Origin of the sequence: Aquicella siphonis, from assembly GCF_902459485.1 — a bacterium.
In the GTDB taxonomy this organism is placed as follows: domain Bacteria; phylum Pseudomonadota; class Gammaproteobacteria; order DSM-16500; family DSM-16500; genus Aquicella; species Aquicella siphonis.
Window position 1 is genome coordinate 41,831 of the sequence record NZ_LR699119.1, and the last position, 22,712, is coordinate 64,542.

20 protein-coding genes are annotated in these 22,712 nt (G+C 47.3%); 9 read left to right on the top strand and 11 right to left on the bottom strand.

All coding sequences use genetic code 11. The features are described 5' to 3' along the window. The first annotated feature begins 164 nt into the window (after positions 1–164). On the top strand, positions 165–1,580 hold the full coding sequence (locus AQULUS_RS00215) for a hypothetical protein (protein ID WP_148337479.1): 1,416 nt from the start codon (positions 165–167) through the stop codon (positions 1,578–1,580). 79 nt (positions 1,581–1,659) lie between these two features. Here the strand turns inward: AQULUS_RS00215 and AQULUS_RS00220 are convergent, their stop codons facing one another. The 5 genes from AQULUS_RS00220 to AQULUS_RS00240 all read right to left on the bottom strand — a co-directional run bounded on the left by AQULUS_RS00220 (position 1,660) and on the right by AQULUS_RS00240 (position 8,287). Beyond that, positions 1,660–3,012, bottom strand: a complete 1,353-nt coding sequence (locus tag AQULUS_RS00220; protein ID WP_148337480.1) for a phenylacetate--CoA ligase family protein — start codon at positions 3,010–3,012, stop codon at positions 1,660–1,662. Beyond that, a complete protein-coding gene (locus AQULUS_RS00225; protein WP_148337481.1) occupies positions 3,009–4,190 on the bottom strand; it encodes a cytochrome P450 in 1,182 nt (393 codons plus the stop codon). The genes AQULUS_RS00220 and AQULUS_RS00225 overlap by 4 nt, the downstream gene beginning before the upstream one ends. 59 nt (positions 4,191–4,249) lie before the next feature. Continuing rightward, the gene (locus AQULUS_RS00230) at positions 4,250–4,897 is read right to left on the bottom strand and encodes a hypothetical protein (RefSeq protein ID WP_148337482.1); all 648 of its coding nucleotides are present in this window, start codon (positions 4,895–4,897) and stop codon (positions 4,250–4,252) included. Between the two features lie 112 nt (positions 4,898–5,009). Then, complete coding sequence (locus tag AQULUS_RS00235) at positions 5,010–5,978, bottom strand: outer membrane protein (RefSeq protein WP_172622671.1); 969 nt, start codon at positions 5,976–5,978, stop codon at positions 5,010–5,012. Between the two features lie 137 nt (positions 5,979–6,115). Further along, the gene (locus AQULUS_RS00240) at positions 6,116–8,287 is read right to left on the bottom strand and encodes a KAP family P-loop NTPase fold protein (RefSeq protein ID WP_148337486.1); all 2,172 of its coding nucleotides are present in this window, start codon (positions 8,285–8,287) and stop codon (positions 6,116–6,118) included. 307 nt (positions 8,288–8,594) lie between these two features. Between AQULUS_RS00240 and epmB the strand changes: the two genes are divergently transcribed. Continuing rightward, the gene (gene epmB / locus AQULUS_RS00245; protein ID WP_148337488.1) at positions 8,595–9,608 is read left to right on the top strand and encodes an EF-P beta-lysylation protein EpmB; all 1,014 of its coding nucleotides are present in this window, start codon (positions 8,595–8,597) and stop codon (positions 9,606–9,608) included. Between the two features lie 120 nt (positions 9,609–9,728). Here epmB and AQULUS_RS00250 read toward each other — a convergent pair whose 3' ends face one another. Beyond that, entirely contained in the window at positions 9,729–10,655 is a 927-nt protein-coding gene (locus tag AQULUS_RS00250) for an NmrA family NAD(P)-binding protein (RefSeq protein WP_197737261.1), read from the bottom strand. A 177-nt stretch (positions 10,656–10,832) separates the two neighbouring features. Between AQULUS_RS00250 and AQULUS_RS00255 the strand changes: the two genes are divergently transcribed. Continuing rightward, positions 10,833–11,303: a VOC family protein gene (locus tag AQULUS_RS00255; RefSeq protein WP_148337492.1), complete on the top strand. Its 471-nt coding sequence runs from the start codon at positions 10,833–10,835 to the stop codon at positions 11,301–11,303. A 57-nt stretch (positions 11,304–11,360) separates the two neighbouring features. Here AQULUS_RS00255 and AQULUS_RS00260 read toward each other — a convergent pair whose 3' ends face one another. Continuing rightward, positions 11,361–12,461 (bottom strand): hypothetical protein, encoded by a 1,101-nt coding sequence (locus AQULUS_RS00260; RefSeq protein WP_148337494.1) that lies wholly within the window; start codon positions 12,459–12,461, stop codon positions 11,361–11,363. 277 nt (positions 12,462–12,738) lie between these two features. After that, positions 12,739–13,695: a hypothetical protein gene (locus AQULUS_RS00265; protein ID WP_148337496.1), complete on the bottom strand. Its 957-nt coding sequence runs from the start codon at positions 13,693–13,695 to the stop codon at positions 12,739–12,741. Between the two features lie 178 nt (positions 13,696–13,873). Between AQULUS_RS00265 and AQULUS_RS00270 the strand changes: the two genes are divergently transcribed. Then, positions 13,874–15,376, top strand: a complete 1,503-nt coding sequence (locus AQULUS_RS00270; protein ID WP_172622672.1) for a glycoside hydrolase family 15 protein — start codon at positions 13,874–13,876, stop codon at positions 15,374–15,376. Between the two features lie 84 nt (positions 15,377–15,460). Here the strand turns inward: AQULUS_RS00270 and AQULUS_RS00275 are convergent, their stop codons facing one another. Further along, positions 15,461–16,846, bottom strand: a complete 1,386-nt coding sequence (locus AQULUS_RS00275) for an N-acetylmuramoyl-L-alanine amidase-like domain-containing protein (protein WP_172622673.1) — start codon at positions 16,844–16,846, stop codon at positions 15,461–15,463. A 184-nt stretch (positions 16,847–17,030) separates the two neighbouring features. Here AQULUS_RS00275 and AQULUS_RS00280 point away from each other — a divergent pair, with 184 nt between their 5' ends. Further along, entirely contained in the window at positions 17,031–17,477 is a 447-nt protein-coding gene (locus AQULUS_RS00280) for a SecDF P1 head subdomain-containing protein (protein WP_148337502.1), read from the top strand. Positions 17,478–17,619: 142 nt separating this feature from the next. Further along, on the top strand, positions 17,620–18,039 hold the full coding sequence (locus AQULUS_RS00285; protein WP_148337505.1) for a hypothetical protein: 420 nt from the start codon (positions 17,620–17,622) through the stop codon (positions 18,037–18,039). Between the two features lie 80 nt (positions 18,040–18,119). On the opposite strand, the gene AQULUS_RS00290 is transcribed toward AQULUS_RS00285, so the two are convergent. After that, a complete protein-coding gene (locus AQULUS_RS00290; protein WP_148337507.1) occupies positions 18,120–18,992 on the bottom strand; it encodes a ParB/RepB/Spo0J family partition protein in 873 nt (290 codons plus the stop codon). A gap of 263 nt (positions 18,993–19,255) precedes the next feature. Here AQULUS_RS00290 and thpR point away from each other — a divergent pair, with 263 nt between their 5' ends. After that, complete coding sequence (gene thpR / locus AQULUS_RS00295) at positions 19,256–19,858, top strand: RNA 2',3'-cyclic phosphodiesterase (protein WP_148337509.1); 603 nt, start codon at positions 19,256–19,258, stop codon at positions 19,856–19,858. A 214-nt stretch (positions 19,859–20,072) separates the two neighbouring features. Here the strand turns inward: thpR and AQULUS_RS00300 are convergent, their stop codons facing one another. After that, complete coding sequence (locus AQULUS_RS00300; protein ID WP_148337511.1) at positions 20,073–20,549, bottom strand: PPC domain-containing DNA-binding protein; 477 nt, start codon at positions 20,547–20,549, stop codon at positions 20,073–20,075. 232 nt (positions 20,550–20,781) lie between these two features. Here AQULUS_RS00300 and AQULUS_RS00305 point away from each other — a divergent pair, with 232 nt between their 5' ends. Next, positions 20,782–21,306, top strand: a complete 525-nt coding sequence (locus tag AQULUS_RS00305) for an O-acetyl-ADP-ribose deacetylase (RefSeq protein WP_148337513.1) — start codon at positions 20,782–20,784, stop codon at positions 21,304–21,306. 2 nt (positions 21,307–21,308) lie between these two features. Next, on the top strand, positions 21,309–22,691 hold the full coding sequence (locus AQULUS_RS00310) for an HD domain-containing protein (RefSeq protein ID WP_148337515.1): 1,383 nt from the start codon (positions 21,309–21,311) through the stop codon (positions 22,689–22,691). Positions 22,692–22,712: the final 21 nt, after the last annotated feature.

Genomic DNA, 22,712 nt, shown 5'->3' on the forward strand with positions numbered 1-22,712 from the left:
TTAACCAATTATTAATTCAATCATGATTTATGGGTCCATTATCAAAAATTGGTTTTTATACTATTCTTGTTATAAGGCTTTAAACCATGACCAATAAGAATTGAATATGTTTCAGCAGGTCTCAATAACATAACAGACTGAAAAACATAGCGAGGGGTGGAATCATGTTTAATCTGATTAAATTATTTTTACAAAAAAGTCCTCATCTAAAACGGACGGCACTGAAAATTTACGCGCGGGCAGACGGGGCCGCGCGTCTGAAAGTATCAACGGGATTTTACGGCGCGGATGATGTTGCGAACGAATTGGGGGCGATTCTCGCCAGGGAGTTAATCAATCTTGATCTGGAAAATAAAACCCAGGTTGCCGATTTCATGGAGTGTCTGTCGAATTGGGATGTGGATGCAAATAGTGAAGAGACCTATCAATGTGCGGCCATCCAGCAAGTGTTATATAATCTTGTGTTGAACGCGCAGAAAACCAGAAGCGAGCATCAGCAGCGAGAAGCGCTGGCTATTCTGTTGCGACAGTTGAACACAATCAAGGTAACCGATTTGCTCAGGTTTAATGAATTGAAATTTCGTCTGGAGCAGGCGGCCTATATGTCTGATGATGAGCGTGATTCCGTGCTGGATAGAATTCATGAATCAGTTCATTGCCCTGTATCTATAAAAAAATCTATCGAAGCCATGCGCAACTGCATCATTCATTTTGGCATGGACAGCTCAGCCGACCATATTGTCGACCGCTTTTCTTCCCTGTTGCAGAAGGAACAGGTGACAGATGAATTGCGGATCAAGCTGAATGTGTTGATTGGCGTATTAGGAAAAGTGTCTGTGGATGCAAGCAATTTTACCAATCTTCTTGCCGCAGCTACTGTTAAAGTCAACCCTGCTTGTGCCCATGAAAGCAAGCTGGAAGCAGGAATCAACAGATTAAAGAATCGGGCGGCATTGACCGAAAACCAAAAAAAGACCATCCAGCGGATATTACCGTTGCAGTACAGGATCAAGCGTTATCACGAGGAAAGCGATGCTTTCAGGGAAGTGTTAGTACAGCAAATGACGGCCTTGTTAGTCGCTCATGACATCAGGCTTGATAATCAAAGCACGCTGCTCGGCAGTCTGCCGCCGGAGGCATTACGAAAAGTGATAACAGGGCATTTGAAAAATACCCCCGAATCGCGGTATTGCTCCAATAATTTGAATAGGTTTCGCGAACAAAGCAGGGAATTCCGTTTATTGGCGTCACAATACACCATACTGGACAAGGCGCAAAAAAAGCTGCCGGTCCTGAGTGAGACTAGATATGCGACTGTGCGGCAATTACAAACCGGCGTGGATGATTTTCAATCTGAATTGCATGAGGACAGGAACAGGAAAATACTGGAAGCTTCAACGGATGGTTGTCAATTCTTGAAAAAAATAGCGTCAATTCTGTCTTGCGGGTTGTTTTATAGAGATGCCTGGCGGAAATCAGATGGTTGTTTGTTTTTCAGGAATATTTCTTCGAAAGGGGCGCAGCGGAAAGCTTACAGCAAGACTTACGCTGCGGTATCCGGAAATATCTCCTGGCGATAATACTGTCGCATGTATTGAATAAGGATGTTCGTCAACTTTTAACAATGACTGATACAGATTAATGGGCTTTGGCTGCACCCTATGTTGTCTGTCTGCTCGAATGAATGGATTCCTGGCTGACCAGAGAAATGAATTCCTCATACTTGCCAGTGGCGCTCAGCGGAATTTCAGCATGATAGGTAATGGTGATGTTGAAGGAAAATCCCAGGTTTCTTTGCAAAAATGCTTTTAACTGTTCTTCCTGCAGAAGAGTCAGCGGTTCGGAGACAACCGCCTTGTATTCAATGTCATGAGGCGTGTGCTGCACGAACTGGAATTTCCTCACCGCCGAGGTGATGGCGTTTCTTTCGGCTCTTTCTCCCAGATAGGGAAAGCGCGATTCGCCGTCTGGCAGAATGAGCCGGTTGCGTTTACGCCCCAGGATTTTTTTAAGGACCGGCATTCCGCGCCCGCACGGGCAGGCTTCGCCGAATTCGGCATAATCGCCTACCTCATAGCGAATCAGGGGGGTGGCATAATTCAGCAGCGCGGTCAGCAAGACTTTTCCGGGCTGTCCACTCTGGCAGGGGCGGTGTTGTTCATCGACAATTTCACAAATGACATGTTCAGTGTTGACGTGATAATTACCCGCTTCCGGACATTGCTGGGCAATATTGCCGATTTCTTCCGTGCTGTAGATGTCGGTGATTTTAACGCCTGGCCAGGCGTGTTCTATCATGCGCCGGTAGGCGGGATGGAATGTTTCGCCTGTGGTCCTGATTTCATCCAGCCAGGGAAGTTCAATGCGGCGGCTGACGCAATATTCTGCCAGGGCCGCGAGCTGAGAAGGGTATGACATCAGATAATGAGGCTGATATAACAACAAGGCATCGATCTGGCTGGGCGTGCTGCTCGCGACATTGATAAAAGTACTGGGTCCGGTCGTTTTGTATTTATTGACCGGCGGTCCCCACGTGGATTGTGCAAGGCCTTGGGGCGCTTCGGCAAAACCTCTTTTGGCCCAGCGTATAGACATCAGTGTCTTGGTGAAATCCCGCTGGTGCCAGGCATGTTCCCTCAGCATCAAGGCATCATAAAATATACGCGTGAAATCGGTACCCAAAACCTTGACAGGTTTTCCTGTTGAGCCGGATGTTTCCAGCGCAGAACAGCTGCCATGCTCCCCGGGAATTTTTTGGGAGATGAAATCCTCTCCCGCTTCCTGTATGTGTTCCCGTTTCAGCACAGGCAGTCTGGCGAGAATATTGTCGGGCTGAAAATCCTGGGAGTGGATATCCGCATAAAACCGTGCATAAAATGGCACGGTTTCACGGGCGTGCAAAATCAGCTGGCTCAAATGCTTTTGCTGTTTGTGCCGGATTTCCTCCGCCGTTAGCCACTGGGATTTCTCCAGTATGTTCAACAGCGCCGGCATCTGGTCGTTCATGATCATGCAGACTCAGGCCGGACGTGGACCATTAACTTGAAAAGATATCTAAGGGAGGAATTTCCCACCCATTCTGTTTGGTCACCCATCAGCCTGAATTGATTTAGATACGGAATCAGTTTTTGCAGGGCAATTTGCAGTTCCAGGCGCGCCAATAGCGCTCCCAGGCAGTTATGTATCCCCAGCCCAAAGGCGAGATGGCGGTTGTTCTTGCGTGTGATATCCAGCTTATCAGGATTATCAAAACGTTCGGGGTCGCGGTTGGCCGCGTTCAGCAGACCGACCACCAGTTGATTTTCAGGAATGATGATGTTGTTCACGACAACGGTTTCACTGGTCCAGCGGCTGATTTTATTCAGGGGTGATTCAAAGCGCAAAATTTCTTCCACCGCGGATGCGGCCAGATCAGGGTTGGCCACTAACAAATTCCGCTGTTCAGGACTTTTCAATAATGCATTAAGCCCCAATCCCAGGGATAGCTGCACGGTCTCATGTCCGGCCAGCAGCAGGAATATGCAATTTGCTATCATGTCATCCGCATTAAGCTGATATTCATTTTTAATCCGTACAAGATCACTAATCCAGTCATTTTCAGGGTGTTGTTCCCTGGCATGAATTAATTCCCTGAAATACTGTTGTATCTCCACCATGACAGAATTGATGGAGGCGAAATCATCGGGTGATCCTCTATCCAGCGCGTTGACTATGGAAAGCGACCATTTTCTGAGAGTCAGATTGTCCAGGGTAGTTCCCAATAGTTTATTGATGACCCTGACTGGCAAGGGGTAGGCAAATTCCAGCATGAAATCAGCGGAGTTCTTTTGCAGCAAGGAGGCAAGCAAATCTTCGGCGACAGATTCGATAATGCTTCTGGTGTCCTTGATAAAACGCGGATTCACCATGACACTTAACATTTCCCTTAAGCGTGTATGTTCAGGCGGGTCGTTAAATAGAGACCATTTGCCTATCACTTTGTCCAGTTCGGTTTCCGCCTTTTCCTGGTTGACATAACCAAACCGGCCGGGAGGGTGACGGGTGAAACGCGGGTCTGTGAACATCATTTTCACATCGTCATAACGGGTGAAGTGCCAGGTGCCGTTGGCATCCTGAAAAATCGGGCGTTGTTTTAGCATTTTACCATAAACAGGATAAGGATCTGAAAACGCCGGAGAATTGTTAATCATGGGAATGTTCCATCATCAGATAGAAGTATGAATGCAAGATACTGTTGATGCCAAAATCATCATGCGCCTAATTTTTTCACCACCAGTGCGGAATAATTGAGGCTGGGGCCATGGGGAAAATAATCGGCAATAACATGGTTTTTATCCGGAACATGAAATCCCAGGCGGCGGTATTTTTCAATCAGAGGGTCTACACATCTTCCTTGCGATTGCTTGAATACATAGTCACTCGCCGAAATATTTTCATGTTTTTCAATGTAGCGTGAATAGCCCGGAAGCAGGCAGCCGCCTATCACATATTGTTTTCCCAGTTTTTTGCCTAATTCAACCACATGATTGACACCGCCGTTAAACAATTCGCTGACGTGCTGGGTGGGTTTGGTGGTGCCGGAGATGATATATAAGGCGTTGGCCCCGGTTTCAGAAGACATGGAATGATAACAATGCCTGACGACAGCTTCCCAGTTTTTAAAATTGGCTACGTCACCCGGCATGTAATGGTAAGGATGGCAAATTATGCTGGCAATGATCCCGGTTTCATCTTCGGCTATAAAAAACCCCTGCTGGAATTTATCGATGCGCATTTTTAATGTTTCAGCGGATGCCCGGGCATCTACCGGCCATTCTTTTTCGAGTTCCAGTAATTGATCCATATCAGAGAATTCAACGCTGCGGATATGAAAAGGTGAAATGTTTTGTTTCAGCATAAAACCCCTCGGTTTTTTTCGACTAATGGATGCGGTTACTCTACATACGAAAAAGAGAAAACTTATTGAAACAAGTTTTCTCTTTTCGTCACGGTCAAACGGGAGTAATCAATCAACCAAAGTGATAAATCAACTGTGCTGTCACTTGCTGGTCGCTTAAGTTCGCCTTGCTGGAATTGGTCATGTTGGCTCCAACCACCTGGCATCCTTCGTATATATCGCATGCCACATCGCTGGAAGAAGTGTTAGAGCTGGCTTTCACAGTGCGATAGAAAGAGTAGACATAGTCAGCGCCTACACCAAATGCCGGTGTCACCATCACTTCCATGCCTATACCCGCGCGGTAACCGATTTCGCTCTTCTTGCGTGAAGCGGTAAATGCGGATGTTGTTGATGTGGATGACGCGCCTGTTTCAATGCCGTCATTATAGCTATACGACGTGTTTCCAGCCGCGTTGAAAGAACCTTCGGTTTTGACCTTGAAAGTATTATAGTTGATGCCGCCTCTCAGATAGACTAACGCGGTCGGGGTAATCAGGAAGCCGGCTTTTAAATCCAGGAAGGGTTCAACGGAATTGCGGGTAGCCTTGGTTTTGGTAAACAGCGAATTGGCGTAATTTCCTGTGCCAAAGGCTTCCTGGCCGCTGTCTGTCACAGTCATGGTGGTGTTGGTAGTGGTGGTGTTTTTCAAGGTGGCGTCATTGGCACCCAGGAAGTTCAAGCCCAGTTCACCGCCCAGATAGGCATGGTTATCAAATACATAACCATAGCCAACGAAGATGTTGCCCATGACACCATATTTATAGGTATTGGCTCTGGCATAATTGTTGACGGTGTTGCCAGGAGTTGGATTCAGCGGAGCCAGCGCAGGGATGATAATATCAATCGCGGGCAGTTCGCTGACGCCGGCAGTGGTGCTGGACAGGTCGGACATTAAAGTGGTTGCGCCAAGGCCGACACCCAGGGTGAACCCGCTAAAACTGCAGGGACTGGCGTCAGAAGGCTGGGCCAATACCATGGAAGCAGGTGCGGCGGCTAACAGAAAAATCAGGCTTAATTTAAACGTAGGTTTCAATTCCATTGACGTAGACTCCATTATTCAAACAAAAGGGATAAACATAAAGTTATGTAACATGAGAGCATATTTTACATGGGATAGTCAATTATTGAATAGATTATTTTACTGTAATGCTGGCAAAAGGTGTTAAATAATATCGGCTAGACGGTCGTCTTGCGGATATTCTTTTTGGTAGGCGCCTTGATCAAGTCCAGAAAAATCATCAGGGCCAGTTGCTCGCGTTCACGTAATTTTTCAAAATACTCATCTTCGAACAGTGTCTTGGCATGCGTTTCAAGCAGGTTGGCGGGAATAAAGGCATTAATATCGTCCAGGTATTTGTCCCAGCCGGGGTCTTTCAGATATTCCGTCATGGCCTGGGTGATGGCCTGATCCAGCGTGGAAGTCAAAAATGATATCAATCCCCGGTCTGTTTTCGTGATGGTGTCGACAAACAGTCTGGCATCTTCTTCGTTGCCCCACTCGCTCCATGCGTAAAGAATGTCAAGTAATTTGGGGTGATCTGTCAGGCTGCCGTTCTTCGCCCATCCTTCTATGCGTTTGACCGTCATCTTTTTCAGGGAATCCAGATGTTCGGGTGCGAGATCGCGAAATTCCCGCGGCACGAACGTATCGGTTTCTTCAATATGCTCCCGGCTTTGTTCACGCAACTCATGGATGATGATGTAAAGACTTTTACTCGCGTTCGCGATGGCGTTTTGCAAGATGACGAAACGCTCTTCGGGGGTCTGAAAACGCCGCAGCAAACCATGAATGATACGGTGAATGCGCATGGGTGTGTCCAGGCTGAGCGTGTCGCTCAATCCCTGGGGAAACAGGTCGCCATTATCCAGTAACGCACTGATGACAGCCTGGATATCGCGGCGGGGGAGGCTGGTCAATACCTTGCTGTCCAGCATATCCAGGAATTTCGTGATGCGTTCATCCTGATTGAGGCGGGTCAAAGCCTGGTCAAATGTTTCGGCGTCGGAAGCCAGGGACAAGATGGTGTCAAACTCGGATTCCGGTATCTGGCCCACTTGCATGGACAGTCGGAAGTAAATGTCAAAGGCGTCCGGGCTGCATATTCTACGCAATTTGCGCGCGGTGGCGTCGGAGTGATAAAAGGCTTCATCGGGATGATAAATATGCCGTATGCGCGGAAACAGGCGCATGATCAAATCCAGCAAAACCTCGCGCGGCACGCGCTGAGTGCGCGAGAGAATTTCTTCACAGCGGCTTTTGTCCTTTTTTAATTGTTCCTTGTCCAGCACGTAGACATGATCGAGTAAATCCGTGAACAAATCCTTGTTTTCCCGTATGCCGAAATAGACATCGGGTGTAAACACTTCTATGGCGGTCAGGGCGAAAAAATCCACCGGATTGACCAGGTCGCGCAGGCGTGAGTAACTGAAGTTCAATGTGTTGACATAGCGGGTGATGTCGCGGCAATTTTCGAAAAAATATTTCAGGGAAGAATAATAGATGTCTGCCCAGTATTCTATGTTCCAGGCATCTTCCGGCACCATCGCGACAATGTCGCTCAGTCTGTCCGAAAAGATTTTTTCAATGTCTTGCTGCAGGATAGGCGGGATGTCGAAAGGAAGCTGCACGATTTTTTCAACATATTCTTCTCCGCCTATGCCATCCAGTTTATTGATGGCGTGCACGACATAATCCTTGTCAAACGCCAGCAGGTAAGCGGTGTTGGCGTAATCTCCCATGGATTTCACAATCTGAAAAATTTGTTTGATCTCGTAATCGTAAAGACGGGAAATATTATCAATAATGATGATGATCTTGTGTTTTTGCTGGCGCAGCAATTCATTCAGTTCCGCCTTGATCAGGGTAAGATCGCGGCCCGATTCCCAGGCGTAGACATCTTCCTGCTTTCTGAAGGTGAGTCTGTCCAGCAGGCTGCGGCGGCTTCTGAGCGGCTTGGGGACTGGTTTCTGGGTGAAATAGGAAACGTATAATTCCAGCAGGTGGATGATACGGTCGGAGTTTTCCAGGTAGGGAACGCTGCGCAGTGTAGAGGATAACCGGCGGAAAAAGCTGTAAATCAACTGATTCTGACCTGAATAACTCCAGGGGCTGAAATTAAGAACAATGGGTTTTTCGTTATCTTCCATGTTTGTGGCTGCAAAATTCAACTCCTGAACAACCAGATTAATCACTGATGTTTTACCTACGCCCCAGCCTCCGTACAATCCTATGACCAGACTGTCAGGGTCTTTATGATCAAGCATGCAGCGCGCCAGGTATTTCGCGAACAGAGACCGGCCCAGTCTGTCCTGCTCGCTTTTCGTGATGGGACGGTCGGCATCAAACACGGGCTCACTCCTTCCGTTTGATTAATAGACCTCTCTAGAAAACATTATAGCAATGTTTTGGCTGTGGAGGGATTTAAGGCCCGGCATCAAGCGGATAAAGTTCAATTTTTTCAATAACTTGAATTCATTATAGCGAATGTGTTTCCCGTTAGGTGCGTGCCCGGTTTGGATTTGGGCACGCATGGCGGCCGCAAGCCGGGATACGGGAGAGAGTTTTGCCGCACGAAGTCCTGTTTATTCAGGCAATATTCTGGTAAGTTCCCGCATCTTGTTGACCACTTCTCTGAATTAAGAATGCGGACTCTCTATGCCTGGGTTGACTGAAAAATACACATGGCAGAAAGCATTATCGGATCTGGTGACCGACCCAAGGGAATTGCTGGAATTACTGGACCTGGATCCTGGCTTGCTGGATGCGGCGAAAGCGGCTGCGCGCGTGTTTCCTCTCAAGGTTCCTCGCGGTTTTCTGGCGCGCATTCGCAAAGGCGATCCCCATGATCCGCTATTGCTGCAAATCCTTCCGTTAGGCGCGGAGTTACAGGAAACAGAAGGATTTGACAGAGATCCTCTGGGAGAGGCGGCGGTGAATCCAGTGCCTGGATTGCTGCACAAGTATCATGGCAGGGTGCTGGTGACGTTAACCGGCGCTTGTGCTGTCCATTGCCGCTATTGTTTCCGCCGATATTTCCCTTATGAAGAAAATAACCCCGGCAGCATGGGATGGGAAAGTATTTTTGCTTATATCAGGCAAAATCCTGCCATTAGCGAAGTGATTTTAAGCGGGGGTGACCCTCTTGCAGTCAATGACAGGCTGTTACAGCGTTTTAGCGATCAGTTAAGCGGAATCCCGCATGTTATCCGGCTGCGGATTCATACAAGGTTGCCCATTGTCCTGCCGGAAAGAATCACACCGGAACTGTTGGCATGGCTGACGAATGTGAAGATGAAAGCCATTGTTGTTGTGCATGCAAATCATCCCCATGAAATCAGCCCGGATGTAAAAGAGGGATTGAATTTGTTGCGGTTCACGGGAGTGACGCTCCTGAATCAGACGGTATTACTGAAAGGAGTGAATGATAGCGCGCGCGTGCTTTCTGATTTGAGTGAAGCATTGTTCGCATGCGGCGTGCTGCCTTATTATCTGCATAGGCTGGACAAGGTGCGAGGCGCCGCGCATTTTGATGTGCCTCCAGAAACCGCGAATGCATTGCATGCGGAAATTTCAAGGGAATTGCCCGGCTACCTGGTCCCCAGGTTGGTTTGCGAAGAAGCGGGAGCCGGCTCCAAGACGGTTTTATCAACCGGGTTGTACACAGGTTAAAATTTTTACATATCTCGCCAAGCCCCGATGCTGCCGTCTTTCCCCAGCTTATCAGAAACTTACCCAAAGACTTATCCACAGAATCTGTGAGTAACTTAAGGTGTCGCGAAATGATCCTGCTTATTCATTTTTGCCCCATTTCATATTAGTGCTTGTTGTTTCATGTATTAATCTGATTAATTCTTCTTTATGTTTTTCTGCCCAGACACGTAAAGATAACCCCTTACGATTTAATAAAAGAGAAATATCATCTTTTACATCGCCAATATAACTCATTCTTCCATCTTCAATTTGTTCACAAGTTTCAGCGACACTAAAAAAGTATGGATCTATGGTTTTGGGATCACCGCCCATATCAGGAATAAACAAATTTGCTGAACGAGGAGATGCTATGACTTTAGTGCCAATGACTTCCGAGATGACGTCTGCCACTTGATAAATATCTAGGGATTCCGTTGAAAACCAATAATCTTTCCCATGATGTTTGTTTTCGCCTTCCTTGAGTATGGTTGCGGCCGCTTCAGCTACATCTTCTAAGGCAATCCAGCCGCAGGGTTTTGTTGTATACCAGCGTAATTCATTTCCCGTTAAAACAGAAAATGCCGTTAGATTTTGCAGAAAACAATTGGGATGCAAAAAGGTCCATTTTAATGGGGTATTTTTTATATAGACTTCTATCATTTGATGCCAGGCAAAATGAGGAGCTGTACAATTCCATGCTCTAGAAAAAACACCGAGGTGCACAACATGTTTAACACCGGCGGTGATTGCTGCATCAATGATGGTTTTACTTTGCACTAACATGGAAACGGAATAACCTGTTAAAAGAAATAACCTATCTATATCTTGTAAGACGCCGGCAAACGTTTGTGGATTATCCAGGTCAATATAAACCGCTTGCCTGTATAGCTTGGAAAGTTGATCTAATTTTTCTTTTTTTCTTGTTCCAACAATCAACTCCAGGGAGGAATCGTCTTTTAAATGATCACCAAGCAGTTTGCCTACTTGTCCTGTTGCTCCTAAAACCAAAACCTTGGGTTTAGACATGTTACATCCTTTCATAAAATTGACGATATGTTTTAATATTACCTTGGGAATACTTTTTCCGCGACAATTAGTAGAAGGAAGATGTTGTGAAATGATTTTAAAAATGCGGAACGTTTAAATTTACATGAAATAACAATACTATTCCTGGGCATTGACCATTTTTATTAAGGACTCTTCATGACTACTATTTCATTTTCGCGATTAAATTGGTTTGATAATGTGAATGAAAGACCGCATCCATGGCCAGGATTAAATTGGTTGACAGCTATGTTAGTGGTGACCGATGTGAAACAAGCCATGAATTTTTATGAAGAGGTTTTTGGTATTGTGCCAATTTTTGAATTGCCAGAGGAATCGGGAAAAATAATTTTTGCCCGAATGCGTTATAGAGGAATAAATTTCACGTTAAATCAAGAAGGGTCATTTAATCTTGAGGGAAAGGCACCTCTGACCACTAATACAATTCCTCCATTCGTCTTTTATTTATATGTTGATAATGTAGATGAAGTTTACACGACAGCATTACAAAAAGGCTGCAAATCAATCGAAGAGCCGCATATGGAGTTTTGGGGCGATAAAAAAGCACGTTTAGCCGATCCCTTTGGGTATATTTGGGATATCGCTTTGAAGCTCAATGAAATGAGTTAAGGCTCTTTCGCGGCATTGTTTTAAAATGGACGTATTGCAGCTTTCTTGGGCTGCATTTTAAGCAGTTAGGCTGTGCACATGTTCCGGTTCCGGCTTTGGGTTCAGCTGATTTGACAGCAGTGTGTATTCGATAGTCCTGACTTCGTCAAGGCGGATGATAGCCGCCAAATCATACGGCGCCGGAACGACTTGCAATGCATATTCATCATTAGTCCATAGACAAGGCTTAAACCTGCACGTCCCGCCTCCGCGAGCGAGTCCCCATGAACCCCACACACGATACGAGGCAGACAAAGGATATACGCGATCGCCGTTCGATAATTTCGCTCCTCTGGGCAGCGTTGTTTCGTCGAAATTTGGCGGCTTATCATTAACAAGAAGTGATCGGTCAGGACGGAGAAATTCATTGATAACATGCACGGGTAATCTAAGCTGCTGATACGCAACGCTTGACCACAGCCAGTCTAACTTCTTGTTTTCTGCGCTGCCATATTCAAAATGAGCCCAATCTACCTGGTTTGCATAATCAATGAATTCCTGATATGCCGCTTTAATAGGTGCAAAATTGAAGTATTTTCCATGTGCTTTGACATACGCAGGCGGATTGGTGTCAGATTGATGCTGTTTTAATTGCTTTTTTGCCTCATCTTCTGGCAAATATTTCATAATCATTTGCCACATGTGGCGGTCTTTATACCAAAGTGCAAGCTGGAAGGCTGTAATACCTTCAAACGTGCGGCGAGGGCCATCAGCGTAATCGGTGACAGTTCCTTTCATGTAAAGCAAATGAGGATTGGCTTTCAAGATGGCTTCCGCTTCATCTTGTTGGCCAAAAGCAATGTGATGGAGCAGCAAGTCCAGCATGAGTTGCTGATTGTTTTTAAAATGTGGATTCCGCTCCAATAATCGCCGGACTTTGGCTTGTTCGCCGAATGAGGCAAATTCAATAAGTTTAGACTGAAGACGCATATGTAAAGCGCCGGCAAAAAATTGATGGAACTGTTTGGATGAGAGCGCGAGCTCTTTTAACCTGTCATCAGGTAGAAATCTGCCAAGATGTGTGCCGATATCGGGAGTCAATTTATGCGGCATGGCTTTGATAAGAGCAGTTTTTTCTTCCGGGCTCAGTTGTGCAATCAGTTTCTTTTGGTTTTCCACGCAGGCTTCTCGTTTGGCGAAGTTGGTATTTAATATAATATTTAACTGTACATTATATATACAGATGGCGTGAATTGCAAAAATCATGGAAATAGTTATTAAGCAATTGATTTTTAATTTAATTTTTTATTAATCGCGCCCGTTCGCCCTGAGGAGGCTGCGTAGCAGCCGTCTCGAAGAGCTGTTCATCCCGCTTTACCGGACACTTCTGCGCGTCAGCGGGAATCCATGCGGCGGCTCCGGGTCACAAACGCAAACTTGCGTTCAACAGGAATCTTTATTTGAAATTTGCGCTATTCAAGACCGCTTTGCCGCCGTCAGCCAATAAGTCACGCTGTAACCGGCCCGGGTCATTGAAGATGATTTTTGCTGCTTCTCTATCCAGAAAATGGCGGGCTAAAAGTTTGAGCGCAGATGCTTCATCAAACTTATCTTCCATGACGACAAAACCGTTTTCATTCACGGCGCCTTCGCCAAATTTAAGTTTAAATTTTCTGGCGAAATATTGCAGGGAAATCTCTTGGGCTCTAGCCTGGTGCGCGGTGGCGACCACAATGCCGATGCGGTTTTTCTCTTGGGGTGTCATCTGACTCAACCAACGGTTAACGGCCTTGTTTAACAAGGTCAATTCGATTTCAGCGGCCATTTTGCCAGATTTGAGCATAAGAGGGCGCGCATTTTTATAATAGGTATCCAAATCCCGCCTGGTATAATAAGGCCGAAGCAGTAACTGGGCGAGATAGGCATTAGTCAGATCAGCCAGCTTTTTAGTGTTGTCGCGCTCTTGAGTGGAAAATTCCAGCTTTGTCAGGGACTTTGCCGCAAGTTGTAAATTTTTTTGAATTTCACGCAGCGTATTCTGTGTGGCGGTTGATAATGGCCCGGGAGGTGTTGAGGACAAAACCAGAAAAATGGCAAACGCAGCGTGCGCAAACGATTTGAGATTATGATAAGTTGAAGGAGTGATATTCACATTTTCAGTGCGGCCATTATATTTTAACAGCAAAGCTCCACCCAGGTTGAGAATGACGGGCCGTCCATCTGGTGTGCCAAAAGAATTCATGATCTGTATCACTCTTTTTTCATATTGCACATGAAAATCACAATTGACGAGGGCAAGCGGACCATTCTTCGGTTGAAAATAAGGAAATTCAGGGCAGGCACCCGATGCGTGAACGGCAAGAGTGAAAAACACGCTGCCAATAAATAAAAAAGATGGTTTTAGGTATTTCATTGTTTTGCGCCCGCGGCTTGATTCCGACACGTAAACACTAATCTAACAGATCACGGATGTCGATATCAAAATGGAGTGAGAAGATTAATCCGGGTCGCGTCATGCCCACCTCTTGCAAGACGTCACGCTTGTCACTACACTTCACAAGCATAATTGTCTTATCTATATGGAATTTATTATGATGTCTGGCAAAGGGACGCTGCGTTTTTTTCTTGTTTTCGCAAGTACGCTGGTTATTTTTTCCAATGTCTTGGCGCTCAACCAATCCGGTTTGAATGTTTCATCAACACCTCCGTTTTCTGACGGAGAATTGAATACCATCAAGCAGTATCTGTTTAACAACATCACGACAGAAGATCATGTGGTTCTCAAGGAGAATGGCGGAGGAGTGATACGCTCCATACCCGGCGCTGTGCTGGCCTCGCCAGCAAATAAAGGCTCCGCTTTTATACAGGATTATCAGTTTCACTGGGTGAGAGATGCGGCTATCACCATGCAGGAAGTTATTTATCTTTATTCAAAGGCGACGCTGGCGGAAAAAAAACGCTTGCGGCCATATTTGATCAATTACATCAATTTTGAAAACAAGGCGCAAAAGCAGACATCCCGCCCTGGCGAACAGACGCTGGGACAGCCGAAATATAATATTGATGGAACGGTTTGGGAGGGTGAATGGGGCCGTCCGCAAAATGACGGTGCGGCGTTGCGTGCTATCGCATTGTGTGCCATCGCGGAAGAGTTTCTTCGGGAAGGAGAAGAAAAATATGTGCGCGAAATGTTGATTGACATGATTACACTGGACCTGGATTACATAGTCCGGGAGTGGCGAAACAGTAGTTTTGATTTATGGGAAGAAGTGAACGATCAAGACCATTTCTATACGAAAATGGTGCAGCGCAAGGGGTTGATAAATGGCGCTGCGTTGCTGGAACAATTGGGTGATGCCGGACGCGCAAACGGTTATCTCTATACAGCGAATCAGATTACTGAATCACTGGACAGACACTGGAAATCCGGCAGGGGATATTTTACGGAAACAGTTAATCAGCAATATTACAAGGGCGGCGGCATCAATAGTTCCATTATCCTGGGTGTGCTGCATGGCGATATCGGCCAACCTGATGACCGGTTCGGTGTGGCCAGCGAGCGGGTCATGAGTTCTGTCTATTATCTTCGCAATTCTTTTTCCGGTTTGTATCGGATCAATATTGATCATGCTGCCAGTCCACCCATGCTGGGCCGATATCCCAATGATGTTTATGACGGTGACCAGAATGATTATGGCAATCCGTGGGTTCTTGCGACCAATGCGCTGGCTCAATATTATTACGCGCTGGCCAATGTATTTTTAAAGCAGGGTAAAATCACGGTGACATCCGGAAATTTGCTGTTCTTTCAGCAAATCGATTCCCGATTGGCTGACCGGGAAGCGGTCATCACTCAGACGGGTGACCCGGGAAGGTTTTATTCCTTTATCAATGCGCTGATACTGGAAGGCGATAAAACTTTATCCAGGGTCAGACAGTACGCGGTGTGTTACACGGATTTCAGCTGCCTGCATTTTGCCGAGCAGCTGGATAGGGCTACCGGCAAACAAACCAGTGCGAGAGATTTGACCTGGAATTACGCGAGCCTGCTCGCCGCCATGCAGACGCGCTTGCAGTGGCGCATGAATGATTAACTCAGGCTGCGCTGCCGCTTTTGTCACTTATCTGTCATGACAAAGGACTGACACAGTTCAATGAATGCTCTCCGTTTCACGGATTCAAGCCAGTTTCTCGATATGGACGCCTATCAGCGAACGCAAATTCATGTTCCAGTATGCGCCAGCCTGATAATCAGTCAAATAATCATAAAGCGGCATGGTGACCACGCGGTTGCATCGCGTATATGCCACGCCGCGCGCAGGCTGACGCGGCGTGCAGACATAATTGCCAGGCGATGACTGATACCAGTAATAGCCGATGGGATAAGCGTCAGTCGCGTGCGCATACATGAGTTCGGTACACTTCGCTTTCTGACAGGTAACGGGCTTGACGCTGCACACCTTTCGATACAGCGCATCGAATTGGCAGGAAGTTTGATGATAAATCAAGTCTCCCTTATTAAAAGCTTGTCTATATAGCAGACCCAGGTGTGAAACTGCCAGCTCGCTGCCTATGATGTTTTTGATTTTTATCCCATAGAAATTCCATTTGTCCGCGTCGCGCACAATTTCAAGTACCGCAGGCGCGGGAATCTTATCGAGTAGTGCCTGATTGGGACGAAAACTTCCATCCGGCTGGAGGATAGCGATTGATTCCTTGGGAATGTAATGCAGGCGTATGTGTTCCGCGTTGAACCGGGGAAATTCCAGATTTGCGTAAACGTTCCTGAATCGTTTCACCATGCCTGGGCCTGCGGATTCGGACAACACCTGGACATGATCGGCGGGATTTTGCAATTGCCTGGAAAACCATTTTTGGCGCGTGACAGTTGTTTCTATGGTTTTCGCATAGATTGACAAGGGTCCGCTGCGAGTCGCATCCGTGAGCCAGCCGTGGTTCTGATTGACCGGGTTGAAATCAGCATCAATGAAATGATTGCGATTATAATAGCGGACGATTTCTCCGCCGGGATTTCCAGCCGCCCCGTAGGCTATTTTCAGGAGGTTGGCGTCGAATTGATCCAGGCTGTCAGAATACAGTAATGCCATGGCGTCCTGGACAAAGGTTTGACAATCCAATCCATCCAGGCGATAGACCGGATTTTGATTAACATGCATGAATCCTGGTTGATAGACCGATGAACCAGGCTGCCAGTCTCCTTCTCCCATGGCGTGAGAATAGAGGTAAGGAATATCCGCAAGCTGGCTGACAATAAAAGCAACCTGTACATTCTTGTCCAGGTGCCGGTAAGGACGCGCCAGCTTTAATATTTCTACGATCTTGGCGCGTGATTGGGCGAAAACCTGACGATATTGCCGGACATCCATGACGGTATAAGGCCGAGAATGTTTCATGGAAGTTTTTGACTGCAGTGCCTGCATAAGATTGATACGGGTATGATCGCTCAGAAAAATATTATCCTCGCTCCAGTCGCTGGATTTTACCGTGCCGGCGAATAGCAGTGACGATATCGCGGCAATCAACGCGCTGTTAATTTTCTTCATATCTGACGGACCGGGCCGGGATAAATAAAGTTTGAGAAGTGAGCCATGACGCCATCTCATGATTTTCTCATAGTGATGTGCGCTTGTCATGGAATCAAACAGAATATTGAACCGCCCAGCGTTGCATCTCCCTGATCAGGTAATTAAAATCCTGAAAGTGAAACAAGCAGAAAGGAGAAGCGCGATGTTTAAGAATTTTTATGTTTTGGGTTTCCTGCTGACGGCGGCATCCGTCTATGCACAAGAGCCCGCTAACACCGCCGCGCCGTCAGCACCATTCAGTGATTCCAGGGACCATGCTCTGGTATTCACCATTATTCAGGATGAATTCATGCTGGATAACACAACAGTGAAAAATGCAGCCATCGTTGAGAAGGCTGGCCGCCAATATGGCGGATTGCATATTGAATTGAAACCTGAGGCTGCGAAAAAGTTTACGGAAATGACTCAGGCCGGAACGGGACGACGGCTAAATCTCATTTTCAATAAGGTGATAGTGACAGCGACGGTTATACAGACGCCGCTCACGGGAGATTTTCTCATCTCGGGCATTTCCAGGCAGGACGCGCAGACATTTCTCAATATGCTGAACGCCAACAAGCCCAAAAATAACAAAGACTCAAGCGATTGATAATATTTGATTATCAATTTCTGTGACTCAACCGGCCTGGGTGAAATCCCGGCATGTAAACCAGGTTGGGATTAGGGCGGGTCCTAACTGCGCTCACTTCCTCATAAATGATATACTGAATGTAAATATGAGGGAAAACGGCATGAATCTGCGAATAAAATGGACTTGTGTCATGGCGGTATGCCTGTTGATGATTCATGCCAGTTTTGCATGGAATATCGGTTCCAAAGGACGAGTTAACGGCCCCTCCATTCATTCAACCTATTTCACCACACCCAATAATGCTTCGTTTCCCGTACACGCACAGGCTTATGTGGGATCGCTGGTTAACGGGACTTGTCAATATAACGCGGCTTATGATCTGGGAACGGAAGAAATCAAAACAGGCGATGTCATTGATATCGATGCTTTTCGATTAAAATCCATTATTGGCATGGGTTACAGTTGTATGACCATATTTTACACCTTGAAGCAAATCGTGATGGAAACTTTCCAGCTGAATTCTGACGGCATCAATTATGTGACGGCCAGCCCGGCAACCGCAGACATTTCTATCATGTAAACTGCAAAGAAACAGGATTGAGGAGAAAACTCATTTGCCATGGTCAAGGGATGACACGGTTCTTATGAATGCACCTGGATTTAGTCCTGAAACTGAGCAAGAATGCCGTCCAGTTCCGCCAGGCTGCGGTAATGAATGACCAGCTTGCCTCGTCCTTTGGCATTGCAATGAATGGCAACGCGCAGTTTTAACTGTTTGGCCAGACTCTCCTGCAAGTGCAAAATATCCGGGTCCTGATGTTTTTTTCTGATATTTCCCGATTCACCTGATTGCAGCTGCCGTACCAGCGTTTCTGTTTCCCGCACGGAAAGGCCGCGGGAAATGATGAGTTCGGCTGCTTCCAGCTGCGCGGATTCCGGCAAGGTGATCAAGGTCCTGGCATGTCCCATTTCCAGCAGACCGCGTTCCAGCATGTTTTTGACTTCTTCGGGAAGAGCGAGCAAACGCAATAAATTGGTTACACTGGCACGGGACTTGCCCACGGCTTCGGCGACTTGCTGATGCGTCATGCCAAACTCCTGTATCAATCGTTCCAGAGCTGCCGCTTCTTCTATGGGATTTAAATTTTCACGCTGAATATTTTCAATGAGCGCCATGGCAATGGCTGCTTCATCGGGTATTTGGCGAATGATGACGGGCACATCGGACAATCCGGCAAGCTGGGCGGCCCGCCAGCGGCGCTCGCCCGCGATGATCTCGAATTTTTCTCCCACCGGGCGCACGATCAGCGGCTGGATGATGCCTTGCGCGCGAATGGAGTTGGCCAGATCCTCGAGAGCTTGCGAATCCATTTCACGCCGGGGCTGGTACTTGCCGCGCTGGATCAAGTCGACTGATAACCGGGCCAATTTTTCATGGCTGGTGTCATCCGGATCAACAGACGTTTGAGGTTCCGAGCTTTTATAAGCAAGCAAGGCATCTAACGACTTACCTAGACCACGTTTTTTAACCATATTGCAATCCTGTTTGACTAATTTGACTTGACCATCCCAAAACTTTCTGTTTGCGCCAACCAGTGCCGGCAGGGGAACGATAGCTTTTTATTCCGCGTCTCATAGTATAACAAACCGTGCGGCCGCTTATCAGAAAAATCACGGCCCGGCAAGGCCGGGGGTGTCAGGCTGGTTATAAGCGGGATATACTAAAGGCCGCAGATTAAAATGTGTGATCGCCATCCTGGCATCAAACATCTTAATCAATCATCAGGAGAAATGGAATGATGTTGCCTCCCGTTATCCGGATTTTTTTCGCGGTTGATCTGCCGGAGTCTGCCAGGGAAAAGTTGGGTGGTTTTATCGCCGTGCTCAAGAAAAAATCCAGAACGCACGGGATTCGCTGGACCAGGCCGGAAAATCTCCATATCACATTACAGTTTCTTGCGGAAGTGCAGACCGAGCATTTGCCAGCGCTGATTGAGAACGTGCGCGCGAGGATAGAAAAGACCATGAACAGCTTGCAGATTTCATTGGGATCACTGCATTTGTTTCCCAATCCCTACCGCCCGCGCGTGATTGTTCTGGATGTTTTTCCACAAGAGGGTTTGTTCAGCTTGTCCAGCCAGATAGGCGAAGGCATTAAGGCGACACGCTATGAAATTGAAAGTCGTCCATTTCGTGCGCATTTGACGCTGGGGCGAATCAAGCAGCCTCATGGCATCAATCTTGGATTTTTAAATGAATGCGAAGTGCCAAAGTTTGAAATTCTGCCGGTGAGAGAAGTCGTGCTGTTTCGCAGCGAGCCGCAGCCGGAAGGATCGGCCTATTCTGTGCTGGAACGCATTGCGCTGAACGCCGCGGCAGATTCAAAATCTCTTCTGTGAAGAGATATGTCGTAATCTGTGACAACCAGGCCATTCCATCGTTATTAACAAGAATGTTCATGGAACTGCGCCAGTCTTTAAGCATGACTACTTCGCTCCAAACGCCACATCCATGTGGCAAGGATTTCATCCTGAAATCCAGTCGCTCATCTGTCATGCTTAAAGACTGGCGCAGTTCCATGAATCTATGAACGTCTTTTCATTAGCGGCATGTTCATTTGATAGGGCACATGATTTTCAGGCCGGTCACCTCATCATAGGCTCTTTCGATTCGGCCGGGCAGGGGAATGAGGGTGATTTCCGCGGAGGGATTGACGGTTGCGTCCATGATATGGCCGCCGTAAACGGAATAATCCTTAGATCCCAGAGCGGCATGAATATGAAGAAAAGGGTTGTTTTCAAAGAACGAGATGTTGCCGTTGAGCGAAATCAGTTCATACATGCCGGTGAATAATCGGGTCTGATATTGCTTTGTATCCAGATTATAATATGCCACGGTGATATCAGACAGGCCGCCCAATCCGTTCAACGCGGCGGACTGAAGCCGTGCCTCCCTGGCGAAGCGCAGCAGGCTTTCAAATAAATTCTCGCCTTGTTTCAGCACCAGAATCAGGGGTTCTTTCGTGTTTGCGGCTTGATGGCCTGAATGTGAATCGGCTGCGACAGGGTAAGCGGACGTGGCGGCAGTCATGGCAGTGCTCCTGATATATATATTGTGAAAAGTTATAATCCGGCCGGTTTGCGGCCAATAAAAAATCCGTTTAACGTCAAAATGTTCAACGCGGGTCGCCGCGGCTGCATGCACGGCCGCGCCAGGGTCCGGTTTCCCAATCCATGACAAGCCGGAAAATTTGTGCGATCTTATGCTATGGTTGTCTTCAATGCCAGACTCTCGTCAGAATGAAAAATAAAATGGGTTAAGTATGACCAAAAATAAGATTCAGCTAGTGAAAGGTGATATCACCGCACTGGAAGTGGATGCCATCGTTAATGCAGCCAACAGCACTTTGCTGGGCGGCGGGGGGGTGGACGGTGCTATACACCGCGCTGCGGGCCCTGAATTGCAGGCAGAATGCGCGGCGTTAGGAGGATGCCCGACCGGGCAGGCAAAAATTACCAGGGGACATAAGCTTCCCGCAAAATATATCATTCATGCCGTTGGGCCGGTATGGCGCGGCGGAGCAAAAGGCGAACATAAATTATTGGCGTCGTGTTATGCTTCCAGCCTGAAACTGGCCCAGGAGCACCAGGTAAAAAGCATTGCCTTTCCTGCCATCAGCTGCGGTATTTACGGCTTTCCCGCCTCCCAGGCGGCGATGATCGCCGTCAAGGAAACCACGCAGTTTCTGGAGCTGCATCCGGAAGTCGAACAAGTGTTGTTTGTCTGCTTTGACGAAGCCATCTATGAAGCTTATCAACAGGCGCTGGAAGCACTGGGAAACGTATAATCATGAACAACTTGTTTCACGTCATCAAAGATCCTGTGCATGGCACCATGCAATTCACTTCCATCGAAGATGCCTGGGTGAAGCCATTCATAGACAGTCCCAATTTTCAGCGCCTGCGGCATATCAAACAGCTGGGAATGGGGGATTTCATTTTTCCCGGGGCCGTGCATACCCGTTTCAACCATTGCCTGGGTTGCAGCTATGTCGCGAGCCAGATCGCGCACAAGATCGGCCTCGCGGATGAAGAGCGGCAACTGGTGATGATTGCATGCCTGCTGCATGATATCGGGCATGGGCCTTTTTCACATGCTTTCGAAGGTGTTTTTCATGAAAAGCTGATCAGACACGAAGACTGGACGCCATTTTTTCTCGCGGATTACGGCACCAAGGAGTTTTTCCAGCATTATAACCGGCAAAATCCCCGCTACCATCTTACCGAAGACAAGTTTCGCGTCATCGCCGAAATGATCATGCATACCCCCTCGACCAAAAATGTATTGGCGGACATTGTTTCTTCGCAGATGGATTCGGACCGTCTTGATTATCTGTTGCGCGACAGTCATTTTTGCGGCGTAAAATATGGCGAGTTTGATTTTCGCTGGATGCTGCACTGCATGGCGATAGTCGAGTCCGGCGACGGTGAGCGGCTGGGCATCACTCATAAAGGCATTGGCGCGGTGGAGCATTATCTGATGGCGCGGCGCCTGATGACCCGCAACATCTATCATTCCCAGAAAAAACTTGCGCTGGAATCCCTGTTGGTGCAGCTGCTGGCGAATCTGGCTGAAAATCTTGAATATCATGGGGCTTACGCGGACATCCGGCATACCCGTCTGGGAAAATTTCTTATCGCGGCCAATCGTTTCAATCAGTCGGTGGAGAATTCACGTAACGCGGATGCTTTCAAACGCGAATTTATCGAACAAAATTACCCTTCCTATAAGGAGTTGTGTGATTACGATGTGTTTGCGCTTATCAAGCAGCTCGCGGAAGTGAACGATGGCAGTTCCTGTTGTGAAATCGCGGTACGCTTGCAGCGCAGGGAGATGCCAAAGATTGTGATGTTGAATCATGCCGAACTGCCCGCCATTGAAAATGAATTAAAGGTGTTCAAGTCAGGCCGCCGCGATGCCATGCAGGATTGGCAGCTGATGCTGATACAAAGCCCGCATCGCTCATACAGCGGCGAGGATGACCCTATTCTGGTCGTGAGCGAGCAAGGGAAAATACGTCCAATCAGTGATTATTCCTTCATGATCAAGGCCATCTCCGATCGTCTGGAACACGTGGCTTTTCTCGCGGTAGACCAAAAGATCGCCGAAGATGAGCAAATGAAGCATTTCATCAAGAAGCTGGAACTGGTTTCCAGCGAGTTCAGCCTATAATTTATTGTCAACATTATAAAA

Excerpts from the sequence above, each read along its gene's own strand:
- AQULUS_RS00290 (WP_148337507.1), bottom strand. The coding sequence starts at position 18,992 with ATGGTTAAAAAACGTGGTCTAGGTAAGTCGTTAGATGCCTTGCTTGCT.
- AQULUS_RS00235 (WP_172622671.1), bottom strand. The coding sequence starts at position 5,978 with ATGGAATTGAAACCTACGTTTAAATTAAGCCTGATTTTTCTGTTAGCC.
- AQULUS_RS00265 (WP_148337496.1), bottom strand. The coding sequence starts at position 13,695 with ATGAAATACCTAAAACCATCTTTTTTATTTATTGGCAGCGTGTTTTTC.
- epmB (WP_148337488.1), top strand. The coding sequence starts at position 8,595 with ATGCCTGGGTTGACTGAAAAATACACATGGCAGAAAGCATTATCGGAT.
- AQULUS_RS00305 (WP_148337513.1), top strand. The coding sequence starts at position 20,782 with ATGACCAAAAATAAGATTCAGCTAGTGAAAGGTGATATCACCGCACTG.
- AQULUS_RS00225 (WP_148337481.1), bottom strand. The coding sequence starts at position 4,190 with ATGATTAACAATTCTCCGGCGTTTTCAGATCCTTATCCTGTTTATGGT.
- AQULUS_RS00250 (WP_197737261.1), bottom strand. The coding sequence starts at position 10,655 with ATGTCTAAACCCAAGGTTTTGGTTTTAGGAGCAACAGGACAAGTAGGC.
- AQULUS_RS00275 (WP_172622673.1), bottom strand. The coding sequence starts at position 16,846 with ATGAAGAAAATTAACAGCGCGTTGATTGCCGCGATATCGTCACTGCTA.
- AQULUS_RS00310 (WP_148337515.1), top strand. The coding sequence starts at position 21,309 with ATGAACAACTTGTTTCACGTCATCAAAGATCCTGTGCATGGCACCATG.
- AQULUS_RS00280 (WP_148337502.1), top strand. The coding sequence starts at position 17,031 with ATGTTTAAGAATTTTTATGTTTTGGGTTTCCTGCTGACGGCGGCATCC.
- AQULUS_RS00300 (WP_148337511.1), bottom strand. The coding sequence starts at position 20,549 with ATGACTGCCGCCACGTCCGCTTACCCTGTCGCAGCCGATTCACATTCA.
- AQULUS_RS00255 (WP_148337492.1), top strand. The coding sequence starts at position 10,833 with ATGACTACTATTTCATTTTCGCGATTAAATTGGTTTGATAATGTGAAT.
- AQULUS_RS00215 (WP_148337479.1), top strand. The coding sequence starts at position 165 with ATGTTTAATCTGATTAAATTATTTTTACAAAAAAGTCCTCATCTAAAA.
- thpR (WP_148337509.1), top strand. The coding sequence starts at position 19,256 with ATGATGTTGCCTCCCGTTATCCGGATTTTTTTCGCGGTTGATCTGCCG.
- AQULUS_RS00285 (WP_148337505.1), top strand. The coding sequence starts at position 17,620 with ATGAATCTGCGAATAAAATGGACTTGTGTCATGGCGGTATGCCTGTTG.
- AQULUS_RS00220 (WP_148337480.1), bottom strand. The coding sequence starts at position 3,012 with ATGATCATGAACGACCAGATGCCGGCGCTGTTGAACATACTGGAGAAA.
- AQULUS_RS00270 (WP_172622672.1), top strand. The coding sequence starts at position 13,874 with ATGATGTCTGGCAAAGGGACGCTGCGTTTTTTTCTTGTTTTCGCAAGT.
- AQULUS_RS00230 (WP_148337482.1), bottom strand. The coding sequence starts at position 4,897 with ATGCTGAAACAAAACATTTCACCTTTTCATATCCGCAGCGTTGAATTC.